Source organism: Bacillus sp. G402 (assembly GCF_051172515.1).
Classification (GTDB): Bacteria; Bacillota; Bacilli; order Bacillales; family Bacillaceae; genus Bacillus; species Bacillus altitudinis.
The window spans coordinates 624,617-648,350 of record NZ_JBPIZC010000001.1 but is presented as its reverse complement, the minus strand read 5'-3'; the positions used below and the strand labels follow the sequence as shown (position 1 = coordinate 648,350).

The 23,734-nt window shown below is 43.3% G+C and carries 20 protein-coding genes; 11 read left to right on the top strand and 9 right to left on the bottom strand.

The features are described 5' to 3' along the window. Positions 1 to 119: 119 nt before the first annotated feature. The 6 genes from ACSBQP_RS03490 to ACSBQP_RS03465 all read left to right on the top strand — a co-directional run bounded on the left by ACSBQP_RS03490 (position 120) and on the right by ACSBQP_RS03465 (position 7,853). Positions 120 to 1,253: a CdaR family transcriptional regulator gene (locus ACSBQP_RS03490; protein WP_435028191.1), complete on the top strand. Its 1,134-nt coding sequence runs from the start codon at positions 120 to 122 to the stop codon at positions 1,251 to 1,253. 77 nt (positions 1,254 to 1,330) lie between these two features. Further along, positions 1,331 to 2,740: a glycolate oxidase subunit GlcD gene (gene glcD, locus ACSBQP_RS03485; protein WP_212356216.1), complete on the top strand. Its 1,410-nt coding sequence runs from the start codon at positions 1,331 to 1,333 to the stop codon at positions 2,738 to 2,740. Continuing rightward, positions 2,737 to 4,077: a (Fe-S)-binding protein gene (locus ACSBQP_RS03480; RefSeq protein WP_435028190.1), complete on the top strand. Its 1,341-nt coding sequence runs from the start codon at positions 2,737 to 2,739 to the stop codon at positions 4,075 to 4,077. Before glcD ends, ACSBQP_RS03480 begins: the two co-directional genes overlap by 4 nt. Positions 4,078 to 4,155: 78 nt before the next feature. Next, positions 4,156 to 5,643, top strand: coding sequence for a spore germination protein (locus ACSBQP_RS03475; RefSeq protein ID WP_046527667.1), 1,488 nt, complete (start codon positions 4,156 to 4,158; stop codon positions 5,641 to 5,643). 12 nt (positions 5,644 to 5,655) lie between these two features. Continuing rightward, positions 5,656 to 6,756, top strand: coding sequence for a GerAB/ArcD/ProY family transporter (locus ACSBQP_RS03470; RefSeq protein ID WP_008346621.1), 1,101 nt, complete (start codon positions 5,656 to 5,658; stop codon positions 6,754 to 6,756). Beyond that, on the top strand, positions 6,753 to 7,853 hold the full coding sequence (locus ACSBQP_RS03465; RefSeq protein WP_008346619.1) for a Ger(x)C family spore germination protein: 1,101 nt from the start codon (positions 6,753 to 6,755) through the stop codon (positions 7,851 to 7,853). Before ACSBQP_RS03470 ends, ACSBQP_RS03465 begins: the two co-directional genes overlap by 4 nt. Before the next feature lie 43 nt (positions 7,854 to 7,896). Here the strand turns inward: ACSBQP_RS03465 and ACSBQP_RS03460 are convergent, their stop codons facing one another. Continuing rightward, a complete protein-coding gene (locus ACSBQP_RS03460) occupies positions 7,897 to 8,127 on the bottom strand; it encodes an excisionase family DNA-binding protein (protein WP_017367401.1) in 231 nt (76 codons plus the stop codon). Between the two features lie 155 nt (positions 8,128 to 8,282). Between ACSBQP_RS03460 and ACSBQP_RS03455 the strand changes: the two genes are divergently transcribed. The 3 genes from ACSBQP_RS03455 to ACSBQP_RS03445 are packed head-to-tail and all read left to right on the top strand — an operon-like array spanning position 8,283 to position 10,244. Then, a complete protein-coding gene (locus ACSBQP_RS03455) occupies positions 8,283 to 8,702 on the top strand; it encodes a GtrA family protein (RefSeq protein WP_342462620.1) in 420 nt (139 codons plus the stop codon). 4 nt (positions 8,703 to 8,706) lie between these two features. Further along, positions 8,707 to 9,588, top strand: coding sequence for a UTP--glucose-1-phosphate uridylyltransferase GalU (gene galU, locus ACSBQP_RS03450; protein WP_039167895.1), 882 nt, complete (start codon positions 8,707 to 8,709; stop codon positions 9,586 to 9,588). Positions 9,589 to 9,641: 53 nt separating this feature from the next. After that, positions 9,642 to 10,244 carry a DedA family protein gene (locus ACSBQP_RS03445; RefSeq protein ID WP_007499192.1) on the top strand — a complete coding sequence of 201 codons (603 nt, stop codon included), beginning with the start codon at positions 9,642 to 9,644 and terminating at the stop codon, positions 10,242 to 10,244. A 39-nt stretch (positions 10,245 to 10,283) separates the two neighbouring features. On the opposite strand, the gene ACSBQP_RS03440 is transcribed toward ACSBQP_RS03445, so the two are convergent. Beyond that, a complete protein-coding gene (locus tag ACSBQP_RS03440) occupies positions 10,284 to 11,105 on the bottom strand; it encodes a uroporphyrinogen-III synthase (protein WP_035391809.1) in 822 nt (273 codons plus the stop codon). A 148-nt stretch (positions 11,106 to 11,253) separates the two neighbouring features. Between ACSBQP_RS03440 and ACSBQP_RS03435 the strand changes: the two genes are divergently transcribed. Further along, positions 11,254 to 11,874, top strand: coding sequence for an acetate uptake transporter (locus ACSBQP_RS03435; protein WP_007499188.1), 621 nt, complete (start codon positions 11,254 to 11,256; stop codon positions 11,872 to 11,874). A gap of 38 nt (positions 11,875 to 11,912) precedes the next feature. On the opposite strand, the gene ACSBQP_RS03430 is transcribed toward ACSBQP_RS03435, so the two are convergent. After that, complete coding sequence (locus tag ACSBQP_RS03430) at positions 11,913 to 12,932, bottom strand: LLM class flavin-dependent oxidoreductase (protein ID WP_008346608.1); 1,020 nt, start codon at positions 12,930 to 12,932, stop codon at positions 11,913 to 11,915. 183 nt (positions 12,933 to 13,115) lie between these two features. Between ACSBQP_RS03430 and ACSBQP_RS03425 the strand changes: the two genes are divergently transcribed. Then, the gene (locus tag ACSBQP_RS03425; RefSeq protein WP_435028189.1) at positions 13,116 to 16,589 is read left to right on the top strand and encodes a BclA C-terminal domain-containing protein; all 3,474 of its coding nucleotides are present in this window, start codon (positions 13,116 to 13,118) and stop codon (positions 16,587 to 16,589) included. Positions 16,590 to 16,616: 27 nt separating this feature from the next. On the opposite strand, the gene ACSBQP_RS03420 is transcribed toward ACSBQP_RS03425, so the two are convergent. The 6 genes from ACSBQP_RS03420 to gltD all read right to left on the bottom strand — a co-directional run bounded on the left by ACSBQP_RS03420 (position 16,617) and on the right by gltD (position 23,725). Further along, on the bottom strand, positions 16,617 to 17,177 hold the full coding sequence (locus ACSBQP_RS03420) for a CatB-related O-acetyltransferase (protein WP_136944875.1): 561 nt from the start codon (positions 17,175 to 17,177) through the stop codon (positions 16,617 to 16,619). A 64-nt stretch (positions 17,178 to 17,241) separates the two neighbouring features. Beyond that, complete coding sequence (locus ACSBQP_RS03415; RefSeq protein ID WP_035391804.1) at positions 17,242 to 18,609, bottom strand: MATE family efflux transporter; 1,368 nt, start codon at positions 18,607 to 18,609, stop codon at positions 17,242 to 17,244. A 19-nt stretch (positions 18,610 to 18,628) separates the two neighbouring features. Further along, the gene (gene dacB / locus ACSBQP_RS03410) at positions 18,629 to 20,113 is read right to left on the bottom strand and encodes a D-alanyl-D-alanine carboxypeptidase/D-alanyl-D-alanine endopeptidase (protein WP_171465469.1); all 1,485 of its coding nucleotides are present in this window, start codon (positions 20,111 to 20,113) and stop codon (positions 18,629 to 18,631) included. Positions 20,114 to 20,244: 131 nt separating this feature from the next. Continuing rightward, positions 20,245 to 21,225 (bottom strand): pectinesterase family protein, encoded by a 981-nt coding sequence (locus ACSBQP_RS03405; protein WP_171465470.1) that lies wholly within the window; start codon positions 21,223 to 21,225, stop codon positions 20,245 to 20,247. Positions 21,226 to 21,324: 99 nt separating this feature from the next. After that, complete coding sequence (locus ACSBQP_RS03400; protein ID WP_008346595.1) at positions 21,325 to 22,017, bottom strand: DUF421 domain-containing protein; 693 nt, start codon at positions 22,015 to 22,017, stop codon at positions 21,325 to 21,327. Between the two features lie 223 nt (positions 22,018 to 22,240). Further along, on the bottom strand, positions 22,241 to 23,725 hold the full coding sequence (gene gltD, locus ACSBQP_RS03395) for a glutamate synthase small subunit (RefSeq protein ID WP_024718332.1): 1,485 nt from the start codon (positions 23,723 to 23,725) through the stop codon (positions 22,241 to 22,243). Between the last annotated feature and the right edge of the window lie 9 nt (positions 23,726 to 23,734).

Below are 23,734 nucleotides of genomic sequence, written 5' to 3'. Positions count from 1 at the left end.
ATCTCCTTTCATCTACTTCATATGCGTTTTTTATTTTAGCATAACACATGAAAAGAAAGATATGCCTGAGCATATGATGGTATGATAGTGGAAAAAGAAACATCTCGGAGGGGACCGTTTTGCTCACAATGACACTGGCAGAAAAAATCGTAGATGAGGTCAAAAAGGTACTGACGGAAGAAATCATCATCACACAAACAAACGGAACCATTATTGCTGCAACAGATCCAGCACGAATTGGTCAATTTCATGAAGGTGCATATGTCACATCCTTAGAAGGGCAGAAACGAATTCTCACAAAGGATGATGTGCTGCAGATGAAAGGCGTCAAAGCCGGTATCAATCTGCCTATTTATTTTAAACAAGAAGTCATTGGGGTCATTGGAATGACAGGTGATCCTAGGCATGTCTCCCCTTTTGGCGACATTTTACGTAAAATGACGGAGCTGCTCATTCAAGAACATGAATTTTTTCAAGAAACGGAAACAGATGAACGGCAGCTTGAAGCCTTTGTGTTCGACTGGCTTCATCTGCCAGAGACAGCGGTTGATATGACCGAGAAAGCGCAGCGGCTTGGCCTTGATGTCAACAAGCAGCGTGTCGCTATTCTCATTGATTGTCAAGACGAATCGTTTATGAAGCAGGATCAATACAAACTGATGAAGGACAAACTGCAACTCACCAATCAGGAGATCATTGTGCGCTGGGGGCATGCACGTTTTTTGCTCATGCTACAAGCCACACCAGATGGTCGTGATACATGGCACAAGCGCTTGTTCCATATTCATGCTGCGCTCACAGCGCTGTCACCATCGAGGATTTTAATGGGGGCAGGAAAACCAGCAGCTTCTCATGTCATGAAGCAGTCCTTTCATCAAGCGTTTCGCGCTTTAAAATTGGCGCATGCTGAAACACCCATTGTGTTTGCTGAAGATTTGACGCTTGAACTTTTTATGGAGGAAATCAGTCAGGAAACAAAAGATGCGTTTCTTGATCGAACGATTGCGTCCCTTTTCCCCTATCCAGAACTAGTGAAAACATTGCGGGTACTCATCGCTTCGGATTACTCATTGAAACATACAGCAGAAGCTATGCATGTCCATATTAATACACTTCATTACAGACTAAAACGGATTCAGGATTTAACGACACTTGATCCAAAGCGTATGCAAGATGCGATGCTTTTTTATTTGGCCTTGCTGCTTTTAGATCATGATACAAAAAATACGATAAAACAGCCTGATATTTTGTAGAATCGTCTATAGTCATGTGACGGTTCTTTTTTTATACTGGTAGAAACGAGACGTTAAATGAGCGGGAGTGATTGTATATGCTAGATTCAGAATTTTCAAATCAATTAAAAGATATTGTCGGTGCGCCTAATGTCCAAGACAGCAAGGCGGATCGTCTTGCCTACTCTTATGATGCGACACCAAATTTTCAACAGATGCCAGATGCGATCGTGCGGCCTCACACGGCTGAAGAAGTGCAGCAAATTGTGAAACTGTGCGCCTCTTACAAAGTGCCGATCGTCCCAAGAGGCTCAGGGACGAATCTGTGCGCAGGAACATGCCCTACTCAGGGCGGATTGGTGATTCTCTTTACTAGAATGAATCAATTATTAGAAATAGACGAAGAAAATTTAACCGCAACGGTGCAGCCTGGCTTAATTACGCAGGAATTGATTCATCAAGTAGAGGAAAAAGGTCTCTTCTACCCGCCAGACCCAAGCTCTATGAAAATTTCCACATTAGGCGGCAATATTAACGAAAATTCAGGGGGGCTGCGGGGGTTAAAGTATGGAGTGACAAGGGATTATGTCCTTGGGCTTGAAGTGGTTTTGCCAAATGGTGACATCATCAAAACAGGCGGAAAGCTTGCAAAAGATGTCGCTGGATATGATATGACTCGATTGTTCGTTGGTTCAGAAGGAACACTCGGGATTGTCACAGAAGCGGTGCTAAAGCTCCTGCCGCTTCCAGAAACGAAACAAACAATGCTTTGTTTATACGAAAGCCTTGAAGAAGCTGCGACTTCTGTATCGGCCATCATTGCTGAGCGTATCATTCCTGCTACATTAGAATTTATGGATCAGCCGACCCTTGAAGTCGTTGAAGATTTTGCAAACATCGGCCTGCCTACTGACGTTCAAGCTGTGTTATTAATTGAACAGGACGGCAACCCTGAAGCTGTTTCTCGTGATATCCAAAAAATCGCAGAAGTCTGTGAGCAACACGGGGCTACAAGCGTCAAGATTGCACATTCAGAAGAAGAGGCAAGTGCTCTCTTAACAGCGAGACGCTCTGCTTTATCTGCCCTCGCTCGATTAAGTCCTACAACGATTTTAGAAGATGCTACCGTTCCCCGGTCTGAAATTGCCAATATGGTTCGTGCAATTGAAGACATTGCACGAAAGTACGAGGTGAACATTTGTACGTTTGGTCATGCCGGTGATGGCAACTTACACCCCACTTGTGCGACAGATGCAAGAAATGAAGAAGAAATGAAACGGGTAGAAGCTGCTTTTCAGGCCATTTTTGAAAAAGCCGTTGCCCTTGGCGGCACGATTACAGGCGAACATGGCGTGGGTCTTATGAAAGCGCCCTATTTGGAGCTGAAGGTCAAAAAAGAAGGAATCGCTGCAATGAAGGCGATTAAACAGGCACTTGACCCTGCACATATCATGAACCCAGATAAAGTGTTTGGAAAAGCCTCAAGAAAGCGAGTGGTGGTCTCATGAGTTCTTCTTCTAAGCAAAAAGAGATCCAGCAGCAGTTTCAGGAGCAAATGGATGAAAAGGAGCTGCTTAATTGCATGCGCTGCGGATTCTGCCTCCCTTCCTGCCCTACCTATATTGAATCTGGACAAAAAGAAACGCACTCCCCTCGGGGCCGAATTGCGTTAATGAAAGCTGTAAGAGATGGCGTCATTGAGCCAGATGAAGATGTTGAACATTCCCTTAATCTTTGTCTCGGCTGCCGTGCATGTGAACCAGTCTGCCCTTCTGGCGTCAAGTATGGACAGCTGCTAGAAGATGCAAGAGACATTATTCAACAACATAAAAAACAATCGTTTCCCGTCAAATTGATGAGACGTGTTGTGTTTAAAGGTCTCTTTCCGTCACAACGTCGTATGCGACAAGCTGCTAGTTTTCTTCGATTTTATCAAACATCTGGTCTGCAAACAGCCGCCAGGAAGACTCGCATACTGAAGGTGCTTCCCTCCCATTTACAGTTGATGGAACAGGCACTTCCAAAGGTGCCGCCTCAAAAGAAAAAACGTTTGAATGAATATAAAGCCATTGGTCAGGCAAAAAAACGGGTGGCGTTTTTTACTGGCTGTTTAATGGATACAGTTTTCTCAAACACAAACAAAGCGACCATTCATCTCTTGCAGCTGGCAGGCTGCGATGTGATCGTTCCTCCTATACAAACGTGCTGCGGCGCGCTACATGGTCATAGCGGAGAAAAAGACCAAGCAAAACAGTTAGCCAAGCGGAATATTGAAGCATTCGAGGAAACAGATGCCGATGCGATTGTCATGAACGCGGGCGGCTGCGGCGCCTTTTTAAGTGATTACAGTCATTTGCTTCAGGATGACCCAGATTTCCAAAAACGAAGTAAAGCCTTCTCACAGAAAATAACCGATATATCAAGCATCCTTGTGGAGCTGGAGTTTCACCGCCGCGTGCCACTGGCTTTGCCAGCGCAAGTAATCACCTATCAAGACTCCTGTCATTTACGAAATGGGATGAATGTACAACAGGCGCCGAGGGTGCTCATGAAAGCCATTCAAGGGGTAACGTTTAAAGAAATGAAAGATGCCGGCCGCTGCTGCGGATCTGCAGGAATCTACAATATCTTGCAGCCAGACATGTCGATGCAAATTTTAGATCATAAAATGACGGAAGCGAGCAACACAGCTGCAGCTGCCATTGTGACGTCGAATCCAGGTTGTCAATTACAAATGGCAGCTGGCGTCAAAAAGGCAGGACATATGCCTAGCATGAGAGCGATTCATCTGGCTGACTTTTTATTAGAAGCCGTTCAATATGGAAAAAAAGCGTCCAGTTCATGAAGCTGAACGCTTTTTTTATGCATATCTTCAGATGATCGGTTGGATAATAGATGCAAATCACGGAAGGAGATGGTTCAAGTGCTGAAGAAAAACAAATCTCATCAAAAGGACCCGAATTCAGTATTTGAAGCATTATCGCGCTCTTCTGATTTTATCAATGAATTATCAAGTTCCGGAGGTTTTCTTTACAGAATTTCTTTTTTTCGATCTTTAATTAATGGCAATCTCCTTCATGAACAAATCTTGCCTTTTATTCAGCAATTGCATCTAACCCCCACCCTTGAAGAGCTGAAAGAACACATCCCAATTGAACAAGCTGTGATTACGAGGGACCTTCAAAAAGTGGAAGAAGCTCTTCATCGAGGCAGTATTGCTGTTCGAATTGAGACAGACTGGGGCAAAGCGCTCCTTTTGCCGATTGAAGAAAAGAAAGGCAGACAAGTGAGCCAACCTGAGATTGAATTCGGGATTATCAGTGCGCAGGAAGCCTTTGTGGAAGGGCTGGACACAAACTTAAACTTGCTCAGACGCAGGCTGCCCACTCCTGACCTTAAAGTAGTTGAACACACAGTCGGTACCCTTTCTCTAACGAAAGTAGCCGTTGTATACATAGAGGATATCGCCAACCCGCAAAACATTGAAACCGTTCTTCAGCGGATTCAAGATGTTGACTATGACCAAATTCTAGATTCTAATTATCTTGCGCAAATGCTTTATGATGTGTCCAATACAATCTTTCCATTGTTTTTAAATACAGAACGACCAGACAGGGTTTCCTCAGGTTTAACGGAAGGAAAAATAGCCATTATGGTTGACGGTTCGCCTCATACCCTGCTTGCACCTACAATTTTACTCGAGTATTTTTCAACAATGGAAGACTATAACATGTCTTGGATCGCAGCATCCTCCTTTCGGCTGTTACGCATTTTTGCTGTGATATTTTCTATTTTTGCAACCCCTTTGTATGTAGCTGTTTTAACGTTTCACTATGAACTGATTCCTAAGGACTTATTAGAAACGATCGTAGCATCACGCTATCTCGTGCCCTTTCCGCCTATTATTGAAGCATTATTTTTAGAGATATCGATTGAGCTACTTAGAGAAGCCGGATCTCGCCTTCCTGCAAAAGTCGGACAGACGCTCGGGATTGTTGGAGGTATTGTGATCGGACAGGCTGCGGTTGCAGCGGGATTAACAAGTAATATCCTGCTCATTATTGTCGCATTATCAGCTCTTGCCTCTTTTGTCACCCCTATATATAAAATGGGGACGACCATTCGTCTCTTACGTTTCCCATTTCTTTTTGCTGCACAAGTGTGGGGAGCGCTAGGGATTTCGCTAATGGGGGCTTTTCTTCTTACACATTTAATGAAATTAACGTCTATAGGACAACCTTACTTAGAGCCAATCTTTCCACTTCGATTGGCCGATTTAAAGGGTAGTTTGATTCGTCCCCAGCTCCGCTTTTTGAAAAAACGTCCAGAAAATTTACGGCCGCAAAATGAAACGATACACCGCCAAAAGCCAAAGCAAGGCCGTAAGGGGAAAAATGATTTTTATGAATAAGGAAGTGAAGGCATGAGCTCTTCTTCTGTGAAAGAAAAATTTCAAGTATCCCCTTTTTTTGTGTTTTTTCTGATCAATGCCAATCAAGTAGGTGTTGGTATTTTAAATTTCCAGACGAATCTTGTCCGGACGATTAATAATGATGGGTGGATCGCCATTTTCATTGCTGGTGCAAGCGTCAATTTGATGATCTTCCTCATTTACTTTTTGTTTAAAAAAGCACCTACTGACGAATTTAGTGACATTACGCAATCTGTGTTTGGTAAATGGCTTGGACAATTCATCAACATTCTCTACATTTTGTATTTTTCTTCATTGTCTTTGATTGTGCTTGTTCATTATATGGATGTAATCCATGTTTGGCTGTTTAAAGAAATTCCCGGTCTTCTATTTGCATCAGTGCTGCTCATCCTCGTCTATTATATTCACACAGGCGGATTTAGAACAATCGCTGGCTGGGCATTCTTTAGCATTGTCCTAACGTACTGGATGACCTTTATCTGTTTTTATGTCATGAAATATAGTCACATCCGCTTTATGTTCCCCATGTTTGATCATTCATTTTCACAACTCATGATGGGGGTCAAAGATGCCTCTTTATCCATGTTTGGTTTTGGAACATTGCTTGTCTATTATCCCTTTATTAAAAAAGCACAAACGTCGCAAAAATTTGCACATATGGGAGTGTTGCTGACTACATGCCTGAATTTGCTTGTATTTCTCGTCTCTATAGCGTACTACTCAAGTGCTCAGCTTGAACTAACGAAATGGCCAACATTGACATTAACCAGCATTGTCAAACTTCCGTTTATCCAGCGCTTTGAATTTATTGAAGTGTCCCTATGGCTTTTGCTTATCGTTCCAAATATCGCCATTCCATTATGGGCAGCCAGCAGAATGGCAAAACAAGTGTTTCACACGAGCCAACGCATGACGTTAATTGTTCTCAGCCTTCTCATTCTCGTCATGTTTTCATTTTTGATCGAGGCCACCTCTTTTGAGACGTTTAATAAATGGGTGGAATATAGCGGATATATCCTCATATATGGATTGACTGGATGTATGATCATTGGGCTGCTGCTGAAAAAAAGGTGGGTGAAAAAACGCGCATGAAACATTATATTCTCGTGTGTATCATGTTATTGAGCCTTTTCTTAACGAGCTGTGCACAGCCTCGTCTCTTAGATGAATTAAGTATCTCGCAGGCAGCGGGATTTGACTTATTGGATGATGGAGAAATGAAGGGCTTCTTTGTTTTCCCTGTTTTTAAAAGCGAAGAACAAGGAAGCTATCAAATTGTAAGTGCTAAGTCAAATACCATTAGTAATATTCAGTTTCTTGTGTCGGAAAAATCGCCTTTCCCCGTTGTCATGGGACAAGTACTCGTGATTTTAATAAGTGAAAAGCTGGCGAAAGAAGTGGGTATGATTGATTTGATGAATTACATCTATCGTGATCCGATCATTGGGTCCCGTCAAGTATTTGCCATAGTAGGCGGAGAAGTTGAAGATTTGTTGTATACAAAGATGAATCAAACCAACTTAAATATCGGTGTATATCTTTCAGATTTGCTGGCCCAAAACATGCGAAATGGCAATCAACCTGTGACCAATCAGCATATTTTTATGAATCAGATGATGGCAAAAGGCGTGGATGCCTACCTCCCTTACATTAAAAATACAAGCAACTCTATTAAAGTGTCAGGTGTCGCTCTTTTTGATCAAGAAAAAATGGTTGGGCATATTCCAGGGGAAGATACGTTTACGTTTAAAGCGATGATTGAAAATCATAAAAATGGGATTTATGAGTTTCGATTTAATGACACAAAGAAAACCCATGTTGTCATTGAAAATATCAAATCACATGTGTCTTATCACATTAAACCAACTGAAAACCTTTCAAAAAAGCCTCATATCACCATTGATATCAAGCTGAAAGGTGAGTTAAAAGAATTTATGAAATCAAAAAAAATCGATACGCCTTCTATCTTGCAGCATGTTGAAAAAGAAGTAGAGAAGCGTGTGGCCCAGCAAGGAAAAGACCTTGTTCAATCCTTTAAAAAGCAAAAAATTGATCCACTTGGACTTGGTTTGAGGTATCGCTCTAAAGATAAAGCCATGACACCGGAGAAATGGCAAAAACTCTACCCTGATGCAGATGTCCAAGTGAATTGTCATATGAACATTGTCCAAACGGGTGTCAGCCAATAAAAAAGACTGTATGAAAAGGTTCTCCCTTCTCGTACAGTCTTTTTTAATCTTCATCTTTTACGTCCGGGTCCTCAGGGATCGGTTCATTTAAGATGTCTTGAATGAGCTCTTTATATTGTTCTAGCTGTTTCATATGGGTTTGAAACTGCCCTTGATAAATGAGATACGATTTCCCGTCAAATACGTAACGAATCTTTTTTTGCTGGATTAATTTTTCAACATATGCTTCAGATACTTCTAAGTATTCAGCTGTTTCTCCAATTGTTAAATACATGCATGTGCACCACCGTTCGTTTCATCTTACAAATTATATCACGAGCTGTTGAAAAAACAGATATCGCTTGTTCATGTTTTTTTCATCTTTTCTTCATTGATTCGTCAACTCGCTTTTGTACAGTATTCATACACCCACTCAAACACTAGGAGGTGATGATCCTTCGCATGACAAAGAAAAATATTCGGACCTATGCCACATTTTTAACTATAGGCGCAAGCAATACGATGATTGACTTTCTGTTCTTCTTTTTTTTCACTGCTTGCTTTGTTCCCTCTTTTCTTGCACAGTGCCTGTCCTATACAGCAGGAATGCTAAACAGTTATGTTTGGAATCGAAAATGGACGTTCCAAGTAAAAAAGAAAGCGGACAGGTGGGAATGGATCAAGTGGGCCACAGTCAACGGCGTCGCGTGTCTCCTCACCTATGTTGTCTTATATGTCATGCAGCAAGCAGGCTTCTCATTGTTCATTAGTAAAACGATTGGTACCCTTCTTGGCATGATGATCACTTTTACTGGAAGCCGCCTATGGGTGTTTCCATCAGAAAACAAACGATCAGAAATGGAGCGATGATTCAATGAACATTAAAAAAGCCGTTATACCAGCAGCCGGATTAGGCACACGTTTTTTACCCGCAACGAAAGCACAGCCAAAGGAAATGCTGCCGATTATCGACAAACCCGCCATTCAATACATAGTTGAGGAGGCTGTTCAATCAGGCATTGAAGATATACTGATTATCACAGGAAGAAATAAAAAATCGATTGAAGATCACTTTGACCGTTCGATTGAGCTAGAACACACGTTGCTTGAAAAAGGAAAAAAAGAACAGCTGGCTGAAATCAAACATATTGCGGATATGGCCAATATTCATTATATTCGTCAAAAGGAGCCCTTAGGTCTTGGACATGCGGTATTATGTGCACGTCATTTTACTGGCAATGATCCTTTTGCGGTCCTTTTAGGTGATGATGTCATGGTGTCAGAAAGACCTGCACTCTCTCAGCTCATGGAAGTCTTTGAAGACAAACAAAGAGAGGTCATTGGCGTCCAGCAAGTGGATCGTCTAGATGTCAGTAAGTATGGTATGATAAGACCAGCTAGAGTAGACGGTCAAGTGTTTGAAGTCACAGACTTAGTGGAAAAGCCAGCTATTCATGAAGCTCCTTCCGATTTAGCCGTGATGGGCAGGTATCTGTTAACACCATCGATTTTTCCTATTCTACAAGGAATCGAGAGAGGTGCTGGGAACGAAATCCAGCTGACAGATGCCCTGAAAATCATTGCACATGAATCACCCATTTATGCAAAACAATTAGATGGGATGAGATTTGACGTTGGTGATAAGCTGGGCTCATTTAAGGCAGCGGCTGAAATTGGATTGATGCGTCATGATATGCGGCCAGCCATGCTAGCATATATGCAAAGCATACTCATGAGAGAAGCAAAACAAGCATAGGCTCTTATAAGGATGCTTGAAGAAAATTCGTATTTAAAGGCAGAGTGAAATGAATGGGAACCTTGTTTAATGAAATTTTAACCTGGCTGACAAGCCTTGGTTACGCAGGTGTTGCACTTGGACTGATGATTGAAATTATTCCGAGTGAAATTGTACTTGCCTACGGCGGATATATGGTGTCAACAGGAAGCATTGGATTTGTTGGAGCCGTCATCGCTGGGGTTATTGGAGGAACACTTGCCCAGTGCTTTATTTACTGGATCGGCCTTTACGGCGGAAGACCTTTTTTAACAAAGTATGGGAAGTATTTATTCATCCATGAGCATCATATTGCCACGGCAGAACGCTGGTTTGACCGATATGGAACTGGTGTCGTATTTACAGCTCGTTTTATCCCAGTCGTGCGCCACGCGATCTCGATTCCAGCTGGTATTGCAAAGATGCCATTTCTCAAATTTGTTCTTTTGACCGGATTAGCCGCCATCCCTTGGTCCATCCTATTTATTTATCTTGGAATGCAGCTTGGGACAAAATGGGACCACATTCAAAGTGTCGCTCACACGTATACAACACCAATTATGGTCATTGCCATCGTTCTCATCGTACTGTATTTCGTTTTGAAAAAAATTCGCACAAATCGAAAACGGACAATCTAACGAAAACGCCTTTCACTCGTCATGTGAAAGGCGTTTTTTCTATGCGTGCGTCGATTGTTTTTTCATATATTGAGATAATTCCATAATCATTGCACCCATTCTTTCAAGTGAAGGGGCTAGAATGCGGCTTATCCCCTCTTCTTTTAAAGCTTCAGCTGTGACTTTTCCAACAGCTACAGCTAATACATTCTGCTCGAATAGATGTTGCAGTTCTTCTTTTTTGTCCCATTCTTCTGCTAGTTTGAAAAAGGCATGAACCTGAACAGCGGTTGTAAAACAAACGGCATGGACCTTCCCTTCTTTCATTTCTTGAAGCAAAGTGTCCGCCGCCTCTGGTTCAGGGGGCGTGTGCTGATATGGCATGAGCTGCAAAACGTCTGCTCCCTTGTGATGTAAAAAATCAATGAGAGCTGGTGCATTTTCGCCGTGAAGCTGCACCATGACCCGTTTACCTTGAAGTTCTTTGTCTTCTAACTTTGAAATGAGGTCACGAACGGTTCCATCTTCATCAGAAACATCTGGCTGAATGCCGTGTTTTTTTAGAGCCGCAAACGTTTTGTATCCTCTTGAAGCGATATGGGCACTTGATAAAATGTTCATAAAAGCTTCTCCAAGCTGCAGCTCTTCTGCACTTTCAATTAATGTGTCTGTGCCGATACCCGTTGTTAAAATGACCCAGTCAGCTCCCTTCTTTACAAAGGTTTCTATGCCTGGCTTCAATTCCTCTTTGGCTAAAAATACAGTGCCCTGAAGAGAACGAATAACAGCTTGTCCTCCTTGCTTTTCAACAAGTGTACGCATTTCTTCTGTTTTTCTTGTTCCGCATATGGCAATGGTCTTTCCAGCTAAGCCTTTACTCATTCTCATCCCTCTTTTTCTATCACATGTATGATGTATTGTATTAAATATAGATTTATTTGGAAGACGTTGCAAGTGTCTACTAAAAAAGAGCTTGACGTTTCTATCGAATTCGAGTATCTTTTGTAAGTGCAAATTGTAGGAGGTCATTATGGAAAAACAGAATGTTCAAGCAATTCGATTATCAATCGCAGACCCAACACCACTTGGTTTGTTTGGTTTAGCAATGGTGACGCTTGTTGCGTCTTCACAAAAACTAGGAATCACAGATGGCACATCCCTTATTTTACCTTGGGCTATCTTCCTTGGAGGAATCGCGCAGCTGATTGCGTCCATACAAGATTCAAAGCATCATAATATTTTTGGAGCCACTGCCTTCGGCGCATTCGGTCTTTTTTGGATGGGCGTTGGAACCACTTGGCTCATTCAAGCGGGCGTTTTTGGGAAAACGCTTGCGGGAGCTGCGGACCCAAAACAACTAGGTTTTGCTTTTATTGGTTATTTGATTTTCAGCTTATTTATGACGATCGGTGCAATGGAAACACATAAAGTATTGTTTTTGATTTTCGTCTTTATTGATTTCTTATTCATTGGCCTGTCCCTAAGCTCGTTTGGTGTGATGTACGATGTGACTCATACGATGGCTGGTATTGCAGAATTGATTATTTCTCTTCTTTCATTTTATGGTTCTGCAGCTGTTGTGCTGAATACACATTTTGGTCGTACAGTACTGCCAGTTGGACAACCATTTCGCGTGTTTACTAAAGCATAAATAAAAAAGAACTGCTCTTGGCAGTTCTTTTTTTATTCTTATTTTTCTTGTTCCTCCTGAAATATCTCTGCAATGATTTCATAAGAACGCATTCTTTCTTGATGGTCAAACATATCAGAATTAATCATGACTTCATCTGCTTGAGTCGCCTCAATAAAGGCTTCTAACTCTTTTTTCACCTTTTGTTTATCCCCGATCATCGTCGAACTTAATTGTTCGTCCACCATCGCCTTCTCATATGGACTCCATAGCCCATCCATACTTTCAACAGGGGCTTTGAGTTTTCCTGGTGTATTGCGAATGAGGCTCAAGAAGCGCTGATAATGAGACGTCGCCAAATATTCAGCCCGCTCTGTTTGATCAGCAGCAAAAACCGTCACACCAACCATCGCATAAGGTTCTTTTAACACATCTGAAGGTTGAAATGACTGTCTGTATAATTCTAAAGCAGGAATGGTATTTTTAGGGGAGAAATGTGCCGCAAAGGCAAATGGCAGTCCCAGTTCTCCTGCAAGCCTTGCACTAAAACCACTTGAACCAAGAAGCCAAATTGGTATATCCAATCCTTCTCCCGGAACGGCTCTTACATGTTTTTTGACCTGACCAGTCGGTTTGAAATATTGCCGAAGTTCTTCAAGCTGCTCAGGGAAATCCTCCCCATTATGAAGATTACGTCTAAGTGCCCTTGCCGTTAACTGATCTGTTCCTGGTGCCCTGCCAAGACCTAAATCAATTCTCCCTGGATACAAAGTCTCCAGTGTTCCAAATTGTTCTGCAATAACGAGTGAAGAATGGTTTGGAAGCATAATCCCCCCAGAACCAACCCGGATCTTTTCAGTCCCTCCGGCAATATATCCAATTAAGACGGATGTTGCTGAACTCGCAACCCCTTCCATATTATGATGCTCCGCAAGCCAATATCGATGGTAGCCCCACTTCTCAGCTTTTTTTGCTAAATCCATACTATGTTCAAATGACTCTTTGATTGTGCCACCTTCTGTTACAGAGGATAAATTTAACACGGAATATGCTGCACGTTGTAAAACTGATTGACTCATACATGATGCCCCATTTCTTTCAAAAATCATACTAGTTTCATTCTTTCAACACCATAACATAAAACGATTTAACTTTTAAATGATTTGATTCGATGATTTTCGAAATGATGAATTTTCTAGGTTTTACTTCCGATTTAAAAATTCGTACATAGAATGAAATATCAATTTTAGGAGATGGGCAATTTGTACAATCAATTCGATCACAAATGTCCCTTTTGCGGTAGATATCATGAGCAGCCTCATTACAAAAGATCACGTCATGATCGTCCTCAAAGAAGAGACTGTCCTTTTATTAAACAAGAACATTCAAAACAAAACAGACCTCAAGGGGATCCGTCTTGTGCAAAAGGAGAAAAACAATCAAAAATAATTCAAAGGGTTGGACGAAGAGGCCCAGCAGGTCCGGTTGGGCCTACCGGACCAACCGGACCTGCTGGCGGATTAACCGGTGTCCTCCCTTTTAACCCCTCACAATCACAAGATTACGAGGCTGGTCAAGTTGTCACGTATAATGGCAGTACTTATATTGCTAAGGTAGATGCTCCCTCAGGAATACCTGGACTTTCCCCCGACTATACCCTTTTGGCGGCTTCTGGGAAAACTGGCCCAACTGGCCCTACAGGGGTAGGATTAAGTGGTATTGAAACATATGATCCAGAAAGAGCATCAATGTATTCAGTCGGTCAAGTGGTCACTTATGAAGGTGGTACGTATATTGTGAACTCTGCTCCACCTTTAGGTACGCCAGATACGTCCCCGGATTATACGCTTTTGGCAGCATCTGGTGCTCCAGGTTCTACTGGAGTAACGGGCAGCACTGGAGCTACAGGAATTACTGGTTCAACCGGACCTACTGGGGCAACGGGAATCACAGGTGCAACTGGATCTACTGGTGCTACAGGTATCACAGGTTCAACCGGACCTACTGGCGCCACGGGTATCACAGGTTCAACCGGTCCGACTGGGGTCACTGGTAGCACAGGTTCAACTGGAGCTACTGGGGCCACGGGTATCACAGGTTCAACCGGAGCTACTGGTGCCACTGGAATCACGGGTGCAACTGGAGCTACTGGGGCCACGGGTATCACAGGTTCAACCGGTCCGACTGGTGCTACAGGAATTACAGGTTCAACTGGAGCTACTGGGGCCACAGGTATCACGGGTGCTACCGGCCCGACTGGGGCCACGGGTATCACAGGTGCAACCGGTCCGACTGGTGCTACTGGTATCACAGGTTCAACCGGACCTACTGGTGCTACAGGTATCACAGGTGCTACCGGAGCTACTGGTGCTACAGGTATCACGGGTGCTACCGGAGCTACTGGTGCTACAGGTATCACGGGTGCTACCGGTCCGACTGGGGCCACGGGTATCACAGGTGCAACCGGTCCGACTGGTGCTACAGGTATCACAGGTGCTACCGGACCTACTGGTGCTACAGGTATCACAGGTGCTACCGGAGCTACTGGTGCTACAGGTATCACAGGTGCAACCGGTCCGACTGGGGTCACTGGTAGCACAGGTTCAACTGGAGCTACTGGGGCCACGGGTATCACAGGTGCAACCGGTCCGACTGGTGCTACTGGTATCACAGGTTCAACCGGATCTACTGGTGCCACGGGTATCACAGGTTCAACCGGTCCGACTGGTGCTACTGGTATCACAGGTGCAACCGGACCTACTGGGGCCACTGGTGTGACGGGCAGCACTGGACCAACTGGTCCGACTGGAGCTACGGGAATCACAGGTTCAACCGGTCCGACTGGTGCTACTGGTATCACGGGTGCAACTGGAGCTACTGGTGCTACAGGAATTACAGGTTCAACTGGAGCTACTGGGGCCACAGGTATCACGGGTGCTACCGGTCCGACTGGGGTCACTGGTAGCACAGGTTCAACTGGAGCTACTGGGGCCACGGGTATCACAGGTTCAACCGGACCTACTGGTGCTACAGGTATCACAGGTTCAACCGGACCTACTGGTGCTACAGGTATCACAGGTTCAACCGGACCTACTGGGGCCACGGGTATCACAGGTTCAACCGGAGCTACTGGTGCCACTGGAATCACGGGTGCAACTGGAGCTACTGGGGCCACGGGTATCACAGGTTCAACCGGACCTACTGGGGCAACGGGCAGCACTGGACCAACTGGTCCGACTGGAGCTACAGGAATTACAGGTTCAACCGGACCTACTGGTGCTACAGGTATCACAGGTGCAACCGGTCCGACTGGGGTCACTGGTAGCACAGGTTCAACTGGAGCTACTGGGGCCACGGGTATCACAGGTTCAACCGGTCCGACTGGGGCCACGGGTATCACAGGTTCAACCGGTCCGACTGGGGCAACTGGTGCTACAGGAATTACAGGTTCAACCGGATCTACTGGGGCCACTGGAATCACGGGTGCAACTGGAGCTACTGGGGCCACGGGTATCACAGGTTCAACCGGACCTACTGGTGCTACAGGTATCACAGGTTCAACCGGAGCTACTGGTGCCACGGGTATCACAGGTTCAACCGGTCCGACTGGTGCTACTGGTATCACAGGTGCTACCGGACCTACTGGGGCCACTGGTGTGACGGGCAGCACTGGACCAACTGGTCCGACTGGAGCTACGGGAATCACAGGTGCAACCGGTCCGACTGGTGCTACAGGTATCACAGGTTCAACCGGTCCGACTGGTGCTACTGGTATCACGGGTGCAACTGGAGCTACTGGTGCTACTGGTATCACAGGTTCAACCGGAGCTACTGGGGCCACAGGTATCACGGGTGCTACCGGTCCGACTGGTGCCACGGGTATCACAGGTGCAACCGGTCCGACTGGTGCTACTGGTATCACAGGTTCAACCGGACCTACTGGGGCAACGGGTATCACGGGTGCTACTGGATCTACTGGTGCCACGGGAATCACAGGTTCAACCGGACCTACTGGGGCAACGGGCAGCACTGGACCAACTGGTCCGACTGGCGCTACGGGAATCACAGGTTCAACTGGAGAAACTGGTGCCACGGGTATCACAGGTTCAACTGGAGCTACTGGTGCTACAGGAATTACAGGTTCAACCGGACCTACTGGGACCACTGGCATCACGGGTGCTACTGGAGCTACTGGGGCCACGGGAATCACAGGTTCAACCGGACCTACTGGGGCCACTGGTGTGACGGGCAGCACTGGACCAACTGGTCCGACTGGCGCTACAGGTATCACGGGTGCTACCGGACCTACTGGAACAGGTGGTTTTACGGATACAGCACTATATGCTGCTAATAGTTCTGGTCCTACCATTGTTACTGTAGCCTCGGGAACGAATATTCCATTGCCGAACTTTCAAAACATTACCGGTTTTACAGCAAACGGCACAAGTACGGTTTTTACCGTTCTGCAAACAGGTAAATATTATATTACGTATCAAGTCAACACCACTACAGCACTTTTGATTAATACGCGTTTACTGTTAAATGGAACAAATACTATTTCTGGTTCTGTTCAATCACCTACTATCTCTACTTCATTTATTAACAATACTGTCATTGTTAATTTAACAGCTGGTAATACTATTTCACTGCAGTTTTTTGGAGTGGTTGTCACAGCTATATTAGTTGGCGGTGGTGGTGCGGCCGGAGCAACCTTGACCATCATACGGCTCAGTTAAGCAAAAAAAGAAAAAAGAAAGGCTTTTTCAGCCTTTCTTTTTTATGTCTTCTATGACTTTTATACAATGTTCGATATCATTAGATTGTAAGAGGTGAAAAATAGATTGGATGACGGTAAACTCTAAATTCCACCATTCTAACAACTGAAGTTTTTCAATTGTTTTAGATGAAAATCGGTATTTCATGAGCTGCTGCGGATTTCCTGCGGCGATTGCATATGGCGGTACATCTTTTGTGATCACACTATTTGCTCCAATTACTGCTCCGTTCCCTATACATACTCCTGACATAATCGTCGCTCCATTTCCAATCCATACGTCGTGCCCTATGTGCACATCTCCTTTGGATTTGGGATGTCCCTTGATATGGGCAGCTTCTTTGAAAATTTGATTAAATGGATACGTTGTGACCCAATCTGTTCGGTGTTCACCACCAAGAAAAACTTTTACTTCGTTTGCGATGGAACAAAACTTTCCTACATTCAGCGTTGTTCCTTCTCCCCACGTCAAGACTTGAAAATCTGGTCCAGCATAAGTGAAGTCACCGATATCATACGAACTGAGCTCACTTCTTTGGTTTAAAAACATAGAAGATCAGACCCCCTACAAAGTAATCGATCTTCGTATATATATGCCAGATGATAGGCTCACATTATGATTGGACAAGTGCAACGATCTGCTTTTTCTTCCATACCAGTCGATAATAGCCGTATTGGAGCAATAAGTTTACAAAAAAGGCTGCAGGATATCCTATCCAGATTCCTTTGATCCCAAGCGATGTATGGTGTGATAGCACATAAGCCACTGGTACTTCAACAAGCCAAATGGAACAAATACTAAAGATGGTCGGCCATAGAACTGTTCCACTTGCTCTCATCGTGGCAGCAACGATTTGTGCTGTTCCGAAAATGAGATAGCTCCATAGTGTAATCACGACCAAACTATATGCAATATCAATCGTTGCAGGATCTGTTAAAAAGATAGATAAAATTTGTGGTGCGAAAATATAGACGAAAATAATAATCAATCCGCCTAACGCAAAGTTTAGCCCCAGCCCAATTTTAATGACATCTTTCAAACGATTCATGTTTCCTGCGCCAATGAACTGTGCGGCGAAGATAGAAACCGCAATACCAAGGCTCACTGCGGGCATCTGTACATAACTTACGACTTGATTGACAACGCCATAAGCTGCGGTCGCCTGTGATCCATAATCGTTGACAAAAGAAATGACAGCAATTTCTGATAAAGAAATGAGAATCATATTAATACTAGAAGGGATACTTAACTTTAATAGCGTTTTTAATAAATCCCCTTTCATCAATAAATGCTTTCTAACCGACGCATCAATGCGCAGCGGGTGCTTTGTTTTATAAAGATAGATATGAAGAATGATAAACGTAACGATTGTAGAAATCACAGAAGAATACGCAGCACCATATAAACCAAATGCCGGTAAACCAAGCCAGCCGAATAATAAAATTGGCAGCAATAAAATATTGGTTCCTGTACTAATCATTAAGAAATAAAATGGTGTTTTTGAATCTCCTGTTCCTCGTAAAAAAGTTGTATAGACAAAATAAAGAAATAAGATGGGCATGGAGATGAATAGGATTCTGGCATATGCCGCACTTTCCTCCACAATATTTGCAGGTGTCCCCATCAGATGTAAAATATCTGTGGCAAAAAAACCTCCAATGACAGCTAAAGAAAGTCCGATTAAAAAGGTGAACGAAAGCGTTGTACCGATAATTTCCTTTAACCTCTGCTCATTTTTTGCTCCGTATGCTTGTCCAATAAGGATCGAGCTCCCTGATCCAATCCCAATGGAAAAAGAAACAAGTAAAAAGAAAAGTGGAAAGAATGCAGAAATCGCAGCTACTGCATCCTCTCCAATCCATCTACCGACAAGCACAATGGAAACAAGCTGTCCAATTGATTGCAAAATATTGCTTAATAAAAGTGGAATTAGAAAGATCGACATGGTTTTTACTAAAGATTGATTATTATCTAACGTCATGATGGTTCTCCTTCTCTGTCTAAAGATCCTCAGCTAACATGCTGACAATGCGGTCTTCTATCTCTTTTCCTTTTTCGTCATCAACGAGATGATTCAATAAGATGGAAAAAGCAAGCGTTTTTCCACTCTGCGTTTCAATATATCCAGATAGTGTGCTGACCGTTGATAGCGTACCTGTTTTTGCACGCACTTTTTCTAGTGTAGCTGGTTCTTTCAATCTGTTTCTTAATGTACCTCCCACCATACGCTCACTTGCCCCAGCTAACGGAAGTGCATGGACATAGGTGTTAAACCATTTTTCCTTTTGAATGTTTGTCAAAAATAAAGTGAATTGGTTTGCAGAAACAAGGTTAATGGGTGATATGCCTGATCCGTCTCTCAACACAGTCATAGATGCATCGATGCCATAGGCAGGAAGACGTTCATTCAGCACGTCAAGCCCTTTGTCAAAACTCCCTTTGTTCTTTACCCGCTTCCCAAGTTCTTTTAACAGAATTTCTGCATGTGTATTGTTGCTTAATTTCATCATCGGAACAAGAAGATCGGATAAAGGCATTGATGAATGGGAAGCGATTTTTTTCGCTTTTTTAGGAACTTGTTTTGTTTTGAGTGACCCTTTCAGCTCAATCCCCTCAGCCTTTAATGCTCGTTTCATTAAGTCTAAAGCATACGTTGTCGGTTCCCATAATGCGACCCATTGTTTAGACGATGATGCTTTTAGCGGAATCGTCCCAGTCAGTGTAATTTTGTTTGTACCGTGAGAGCGTTTAAAAGATATTTTCTTCTTTCCGCCTTCTGGCACAGTTTTCACTTGATTGATAACTTGAGCGACGTCAGTCTTCGGGATCATCTCATAGCTGGCCTTCTGCCCTGCTTTCTTTCCCGGCTTAACTTCGAGAATGATCGTTCCTGCATCATAATCCTCATTCGGTGAAGCAGTAAGAGCAGATATTTGAGCGCCGTAATATTGATCTTCATCACTCCACGGCAGATCGATGGAATACCTTGTGTCATCAAACCAAGTATCATCAGCCGCAAGCTGTCCACGAATCGTATGTATTCCGGCCTTTTTGACTTGTTTGGCTAATGCGGCAAAATCGCTTTCTAACAATGTCGGGTCTCCAGTGCCTCGGAGATAAAGATTGCCGTGCAATGTTTTCTTTTGGATTGAACCATCCATCCAAACGTCTGTTGGAAAAGTGTGTGTTTCACCCAGTAGATCGAGTGCGATAGCAGATGTGAGTAGTTTCATATTAGAAGCAGGAGTCAGACGGATGTCCGCTTGATGTTCATAAAGAAGGGAAGTGTCAGAAGTATCGCGTACGCTGATGCCAGCAATCGCGCCCTCTAGATCAGGTGCTGTTCGAATGAATTCGTCTAAGGAAGTGATCCATTTTGATTGATCATCATGAGCTGTTAGTTGTTCATCTTTCACTGAAAAAGGGAGAAATAACATCGACAAAATACATAGTTGTAAAAACATGACCTGTGAGAAACGTTTCACGCAATCCCTCCTTTTTAGAAAAGCAGCCAAATTTAGCAGATTATGTTCATTATACACAAAAGAACGTTTGTTCTCAAAGGTTTTTTAAACAGAAAAGTCAGCTTTCTTTGACGAAAACTGACAAGCCTCTTTTACCTATTTTCAGGATTCCAGCCATCGCTTCCGCTAAGCACGGATTGAACGGTGATTTGACTTGCTTCGTTTTTTGTTAATATCGTTGACCACTTCACCCGGTTTGCCAAATGACTCCCTGCGCCTGTTGATCCATATTCTTGATATCTAGCCGTTCTTTCATTGTCTTTGTTATCCCAGTTATGCCATCCCTCAGCTTTAATATGTTCATCCATTTTTGTTTGGAGGAACGTGACAGCCGAATGAGGTCTCCACGGACGGCCTAAGTACACAGATTGAGACGCAGCCGTTCCTTTATTTAACGTGGAATCAATAAAAACGTAGCCATACTTTTGCGCTTCTGTTGTGGATGCCGCTGTAATATACCCATTTCCAAGACTTTTTATTTCAGCTCTTTTAAATACAGCCGTTGCTGAACCAAAGATGAAGTCAACCGTGCCCTCGATATAGCAATCTTCATAATATTGTCTCCCTGTGCCTGTGGCATAAAGTGTATCTTGATAACCGAGAACACGTACGTGTTTAAACACAGCCCGGTCCCCGGACACATAAAGGGCAACCGCCTGCCCTGCGTTTCGGCCAGCTGTATTTTGAAACGTGATATTTTCTGCGTAAAAATGATTTGCCCGAATCATTGTACTAGAGCTATTGGTTGTGCTCCCGCTGCTTGCATTTGTATCATCATACGTCAGAATCGTCTGATACTGATTTTCTCCAATAAAGGACACATACGGCTTATTTTGCGGAAGGAGAATCTTTTCTTTATACACACCATTTTTAATATATATCGTCGTTTGCTGTTGATTGTTCACTGGTATCGCATCAATGGCAGATTGAACCGTTCGAAATGTCCCATTTCCTTTTTGATCGACAATAAGCACGCGGTTTGTTTGATGGTTGTGTCCAGCTGCTTGCGCATAAGCTGAGTCAAAAAGCAGTAAGGCCAATACCATCATCAGCAGTCGTTTTCCATACTTCATCACACATCTCCCCCTTATATTGTGAACGTTTTCATTGACGTATTCTTTTTGATCCTATTCAGTGATAAAACAAAAAAACACAAAAAAACATCCACTGTGTTAGGTTGTGGATGTTTTTTCATATTTCATCGCATAAATTCCTTCATTTTCAATCCATTCACAAAATAGGACGTCTTTATAGGAGGATATGTGCTGTTTTTTCAATTGCTCTCTCAGCCACGCTTCATCAAATCCAGCTTCCTTTAAATCTTTTTTTAAAATCTCTCCGTCGATAATAAACGTTCTAGGCAATGTGACTTCTTTTCCTTTCACGTTCACATCTTCGGCTGTAGCTGGTGCATATTTCATTTTCGGAAGCACACTCACAGACCCATCCGTTTCCAAAATGGCAAATTCAATTTCATTAAGAGCAAAATGCCCTTTCGCTCGAATCAGCGTCTGCAGCTGATTTAAATCAAGCATATTTTTCTTTAATCGATTGTAGTGAATCTTTCCTTTATCAATCACAAGAGTCGGTCTTCCCTCTAAAAAAGCGCGAATGGATTTGAATTTTTGTGAAAGCCATTCAACTGTGTAGATTAAAACGCCCCAGACTGCAACTGCAAAAAGGATATGTAGCACGCTGACTTCTGGATCAAAAATGGCGTTACCAACCATCTCCCCTAAAATCAGTGCAGAAATAAAATCAAACGGCGTGATTTGTGCAAATTGTGTTTTCCCTAATAGCTTTGTAATGGAAAATAAAGCGAAAAATCCGATAAAGAGTTCAATCAAAATATTAAAAAATGGCACACATATACCTTCCTTTCTCACTGCATGTACTTACAGCATGTACAGGAAAGGAAGGTTCTAAACCATTTATGAAGGCAGTAAAATAAAGACGTCGTCTCCCTCAAGCGTTTTGTTAGATCCATTATCTAGAATTTCAAATCCCATCATGTCTGAATCATAAAAAGCCATGACCACTCTTTGGTCATGGCTTTTCTCTATATATGGTAAACACCCTTTGTTTGACCTATTTTGGCAGAACCGAACTCCCCATTAAATAACGGTCTACCTCATGCGCCACTTGTCTGCCTTCGTTAATTGCCCAGACAATCAAGCTTTGACCGCGTCTTGCATCTCCCGCTGCAAATACGCCTTCTACATTCGTTGTATATTCCCCATATTTTGCGTCAATCCGATTGTTTTTGCTGTCCACGCCAAAGTGTTTCACTAGCGGCTGTTCAGTTCCCTCAAAACCAATCGCAATAAAGACTAGCTGAGCTGGCCATACCTTCTCTGTTCCTGGAATTTCATGAAATTCAAACTTCCCTTGTTCGTTTTTCACCTTTTCCATTTGAATGGTATGAAGCTCTTTTAACTTCCCATTTTTATCAGCCACAATCTTTGTGGTTTGAATCGAATATTGGCGCGGGTCTTCTCCAAATTTTGCTTGTGCTTCTTCGTAAGCATAATCTAGAGAGAAGACATAAGGCTGTTCTGGCCACATGTTATCCCCTACACGTGTATCTGGAAGCTTTGGATGCTTTCCGAATTGAACAACACTTTTTGCTTTTTGGCGAAGTGCAGTTGCGACGCAGTCAGCGCCTGTATCTCCTCCGCCAATCACAATGACGTCTTTCCCTTTTGCGTCAATAAAGTTTTTATCTTTGAATCCTGAATCAAGCATGCTTTTTGTTGCGAGTGTTAAATAATCCATTGCCAGGTGAATCCCTTTTGCTTCCCTACCTTCAATTAACAGGTCACGCTGCTTTTGTGCACCTGTACAAAGGATGACCGCATCAAACTGTTCTTTTAGTTCATCAGCCGTGATATCCACACCAATTTCTGTATTGGTCACAAAGTCAATGCCTTCTTGTCTTAAAAGTTTGACTCTGCGCTCAACGACTTCTTTGTCGAGCTTCATATTCGGAATACCATAAGTGAGCAGTCCGCCTAGACGATCAGATCGTTCAAACACGGTTACAGCATGTCCTGCTTGGTTTAGTTGGTCTGCACTTGCCAGTCCTGCTGGTCCTGATCCGACAATGGCGATCTTTTTCCCTGTACGACTTGAAGGAATTCTTGGTGTAATCCAGCCATTTTCAAAACCTTTATCAATGATCGTCCGTTCGATATTTTTAATCGATACTGCTGGATCATTGATCGCGACGGTACATGAGCCTTCACAAGGTGCTGGACATACTCTCCCAGTAAATTCAGGGAAATTGTTCGTTTTTTGTAGTCTTTCAAGCGCTTCTTTCCATCTGCCCCGGTAGACAAGGTCATTCCATTCTGGAATTAAATTGTAGATCGGGCAGCCAGAAACGCCGCCCCTGATCTCCATCCCAATTTGACAAAACGGTGTTCCGCAATCCATACATCTAGCACCCTGCTGTTTCAATACCTCATCTGTATAAGGAGCTGAATATTCTTTCCAGTCATTTTGACGAGTGAGAGGGTCACGTTCATTTGGCTTTTCTCTTTTATAATCCATAAAACCTGTTGCTTTGCCCATTGTCCTCTC

Bases quoted from the DNA above. Each gene is read 5' to 3' on its own strand.
- gltD (WP_024718332.1), bottom strand. From the start codon at position 23,725: ATGGGCAAAGCAACAGGTTTTATGGATTATAAAAGAGAAAAGCCAAAT.
- ACSBQP_RS03415 (WP_035391804.1), bottom strand. From the start codon at position 18,609: ATGACGTTAGATAATAATCAATCTTTAGTAAAAACCATGTCGATCTTT.
- ACSBQP_RS03440 (WP_035391809.1), bottom strand. From the start codon at position 11,105: ATGAGTAAAGGCTTAGCTGGAAAGACCATTGCCATATGCGGAACAAGA.
- galU (WP_039167895.1), top strand. From the start codon at position 8,707: ATGAACATTAAAAAAGCCGTTATACCAGCAGCCGGATTAGGCACACGT.
- ACSBQP_RS03460 (WP_017367401.1), bottom strand. From the start codon at position 8,127: ATGTATTTAACAATTGGAGAAACAGCTGAATACTTAGAAGTATCTGAA.
- ACSBQP_RS03480 (WP_435028190.1), top strand. From the start codon at position 2,737: ATGAGTTCTTCTTCTAAGCAAAAAGAGATCCAGCAGCAGTTTCAGGAG.
- ACSBQP_RS03420 (WP_136944875.1), bottom strand. From the start codon at position 17,177: ATGTTTTTAAACCAAAGAAGTGAGCTCAGTTCGTATGATATCGGTGAC.
- ACSBQP_RS03430 (WP_008346608.1), bottom strand. From the start codon at position 12,932: ATGAGTCAATCAGTTTTACAACGTGCAGCATATTCCGTGTTAAATTTA.
- ACSBQP_RS03435 (WP_007499188.1), top strand. From the start codon at position 11,254: ATGGAAAAACAGAATGTTCAAGCAATTCGATTATCAATCGCAGACCCA.
- glcD (WP_212356216.1), top strand. From the start codon at position 1,331: ATGCTAGATTCAGAATTTTCAAATCAATTAAAAGATATTGTCGGTGCG.
- ACSBQP_RS03470 (WP_008346621.1), top strand. From the start codon at position 5,656: ATGAGCTCTTCTTCTGTGAAAGAAAAATTTCAAGTATCCCCTTTTTTT.
- ACSBQP_RS03445 (WP_007499192.1), top strand. From the start codon at position 9,642: ATGGGAACCTTGTTTAATGAAATTTTAACCTGGCTGACAAGCCTTGGT.
- ACSBQP_RS03405 (WP_171465470.1), bottom strand. From the start codon at position 21,225: ATGAAGTATGGAAAACGACTGCTGATGATGGTATTGGCCTTACTGCTT.
- ACSBQP_RS03455 (WP_342462620.1), top strand. From the start codon at position 8,283: ATGATCCTTCGCATGACAAAGAAAAATATTCGGACCTATGCCACATTT.
- ACSBQP_RS03465 (WP_008346619.1), top strand. From the start codon at position 6,753: ATGAAACATTATATTCTCGTGTGTATCATGTTATTGAGCCTTTTCTTA.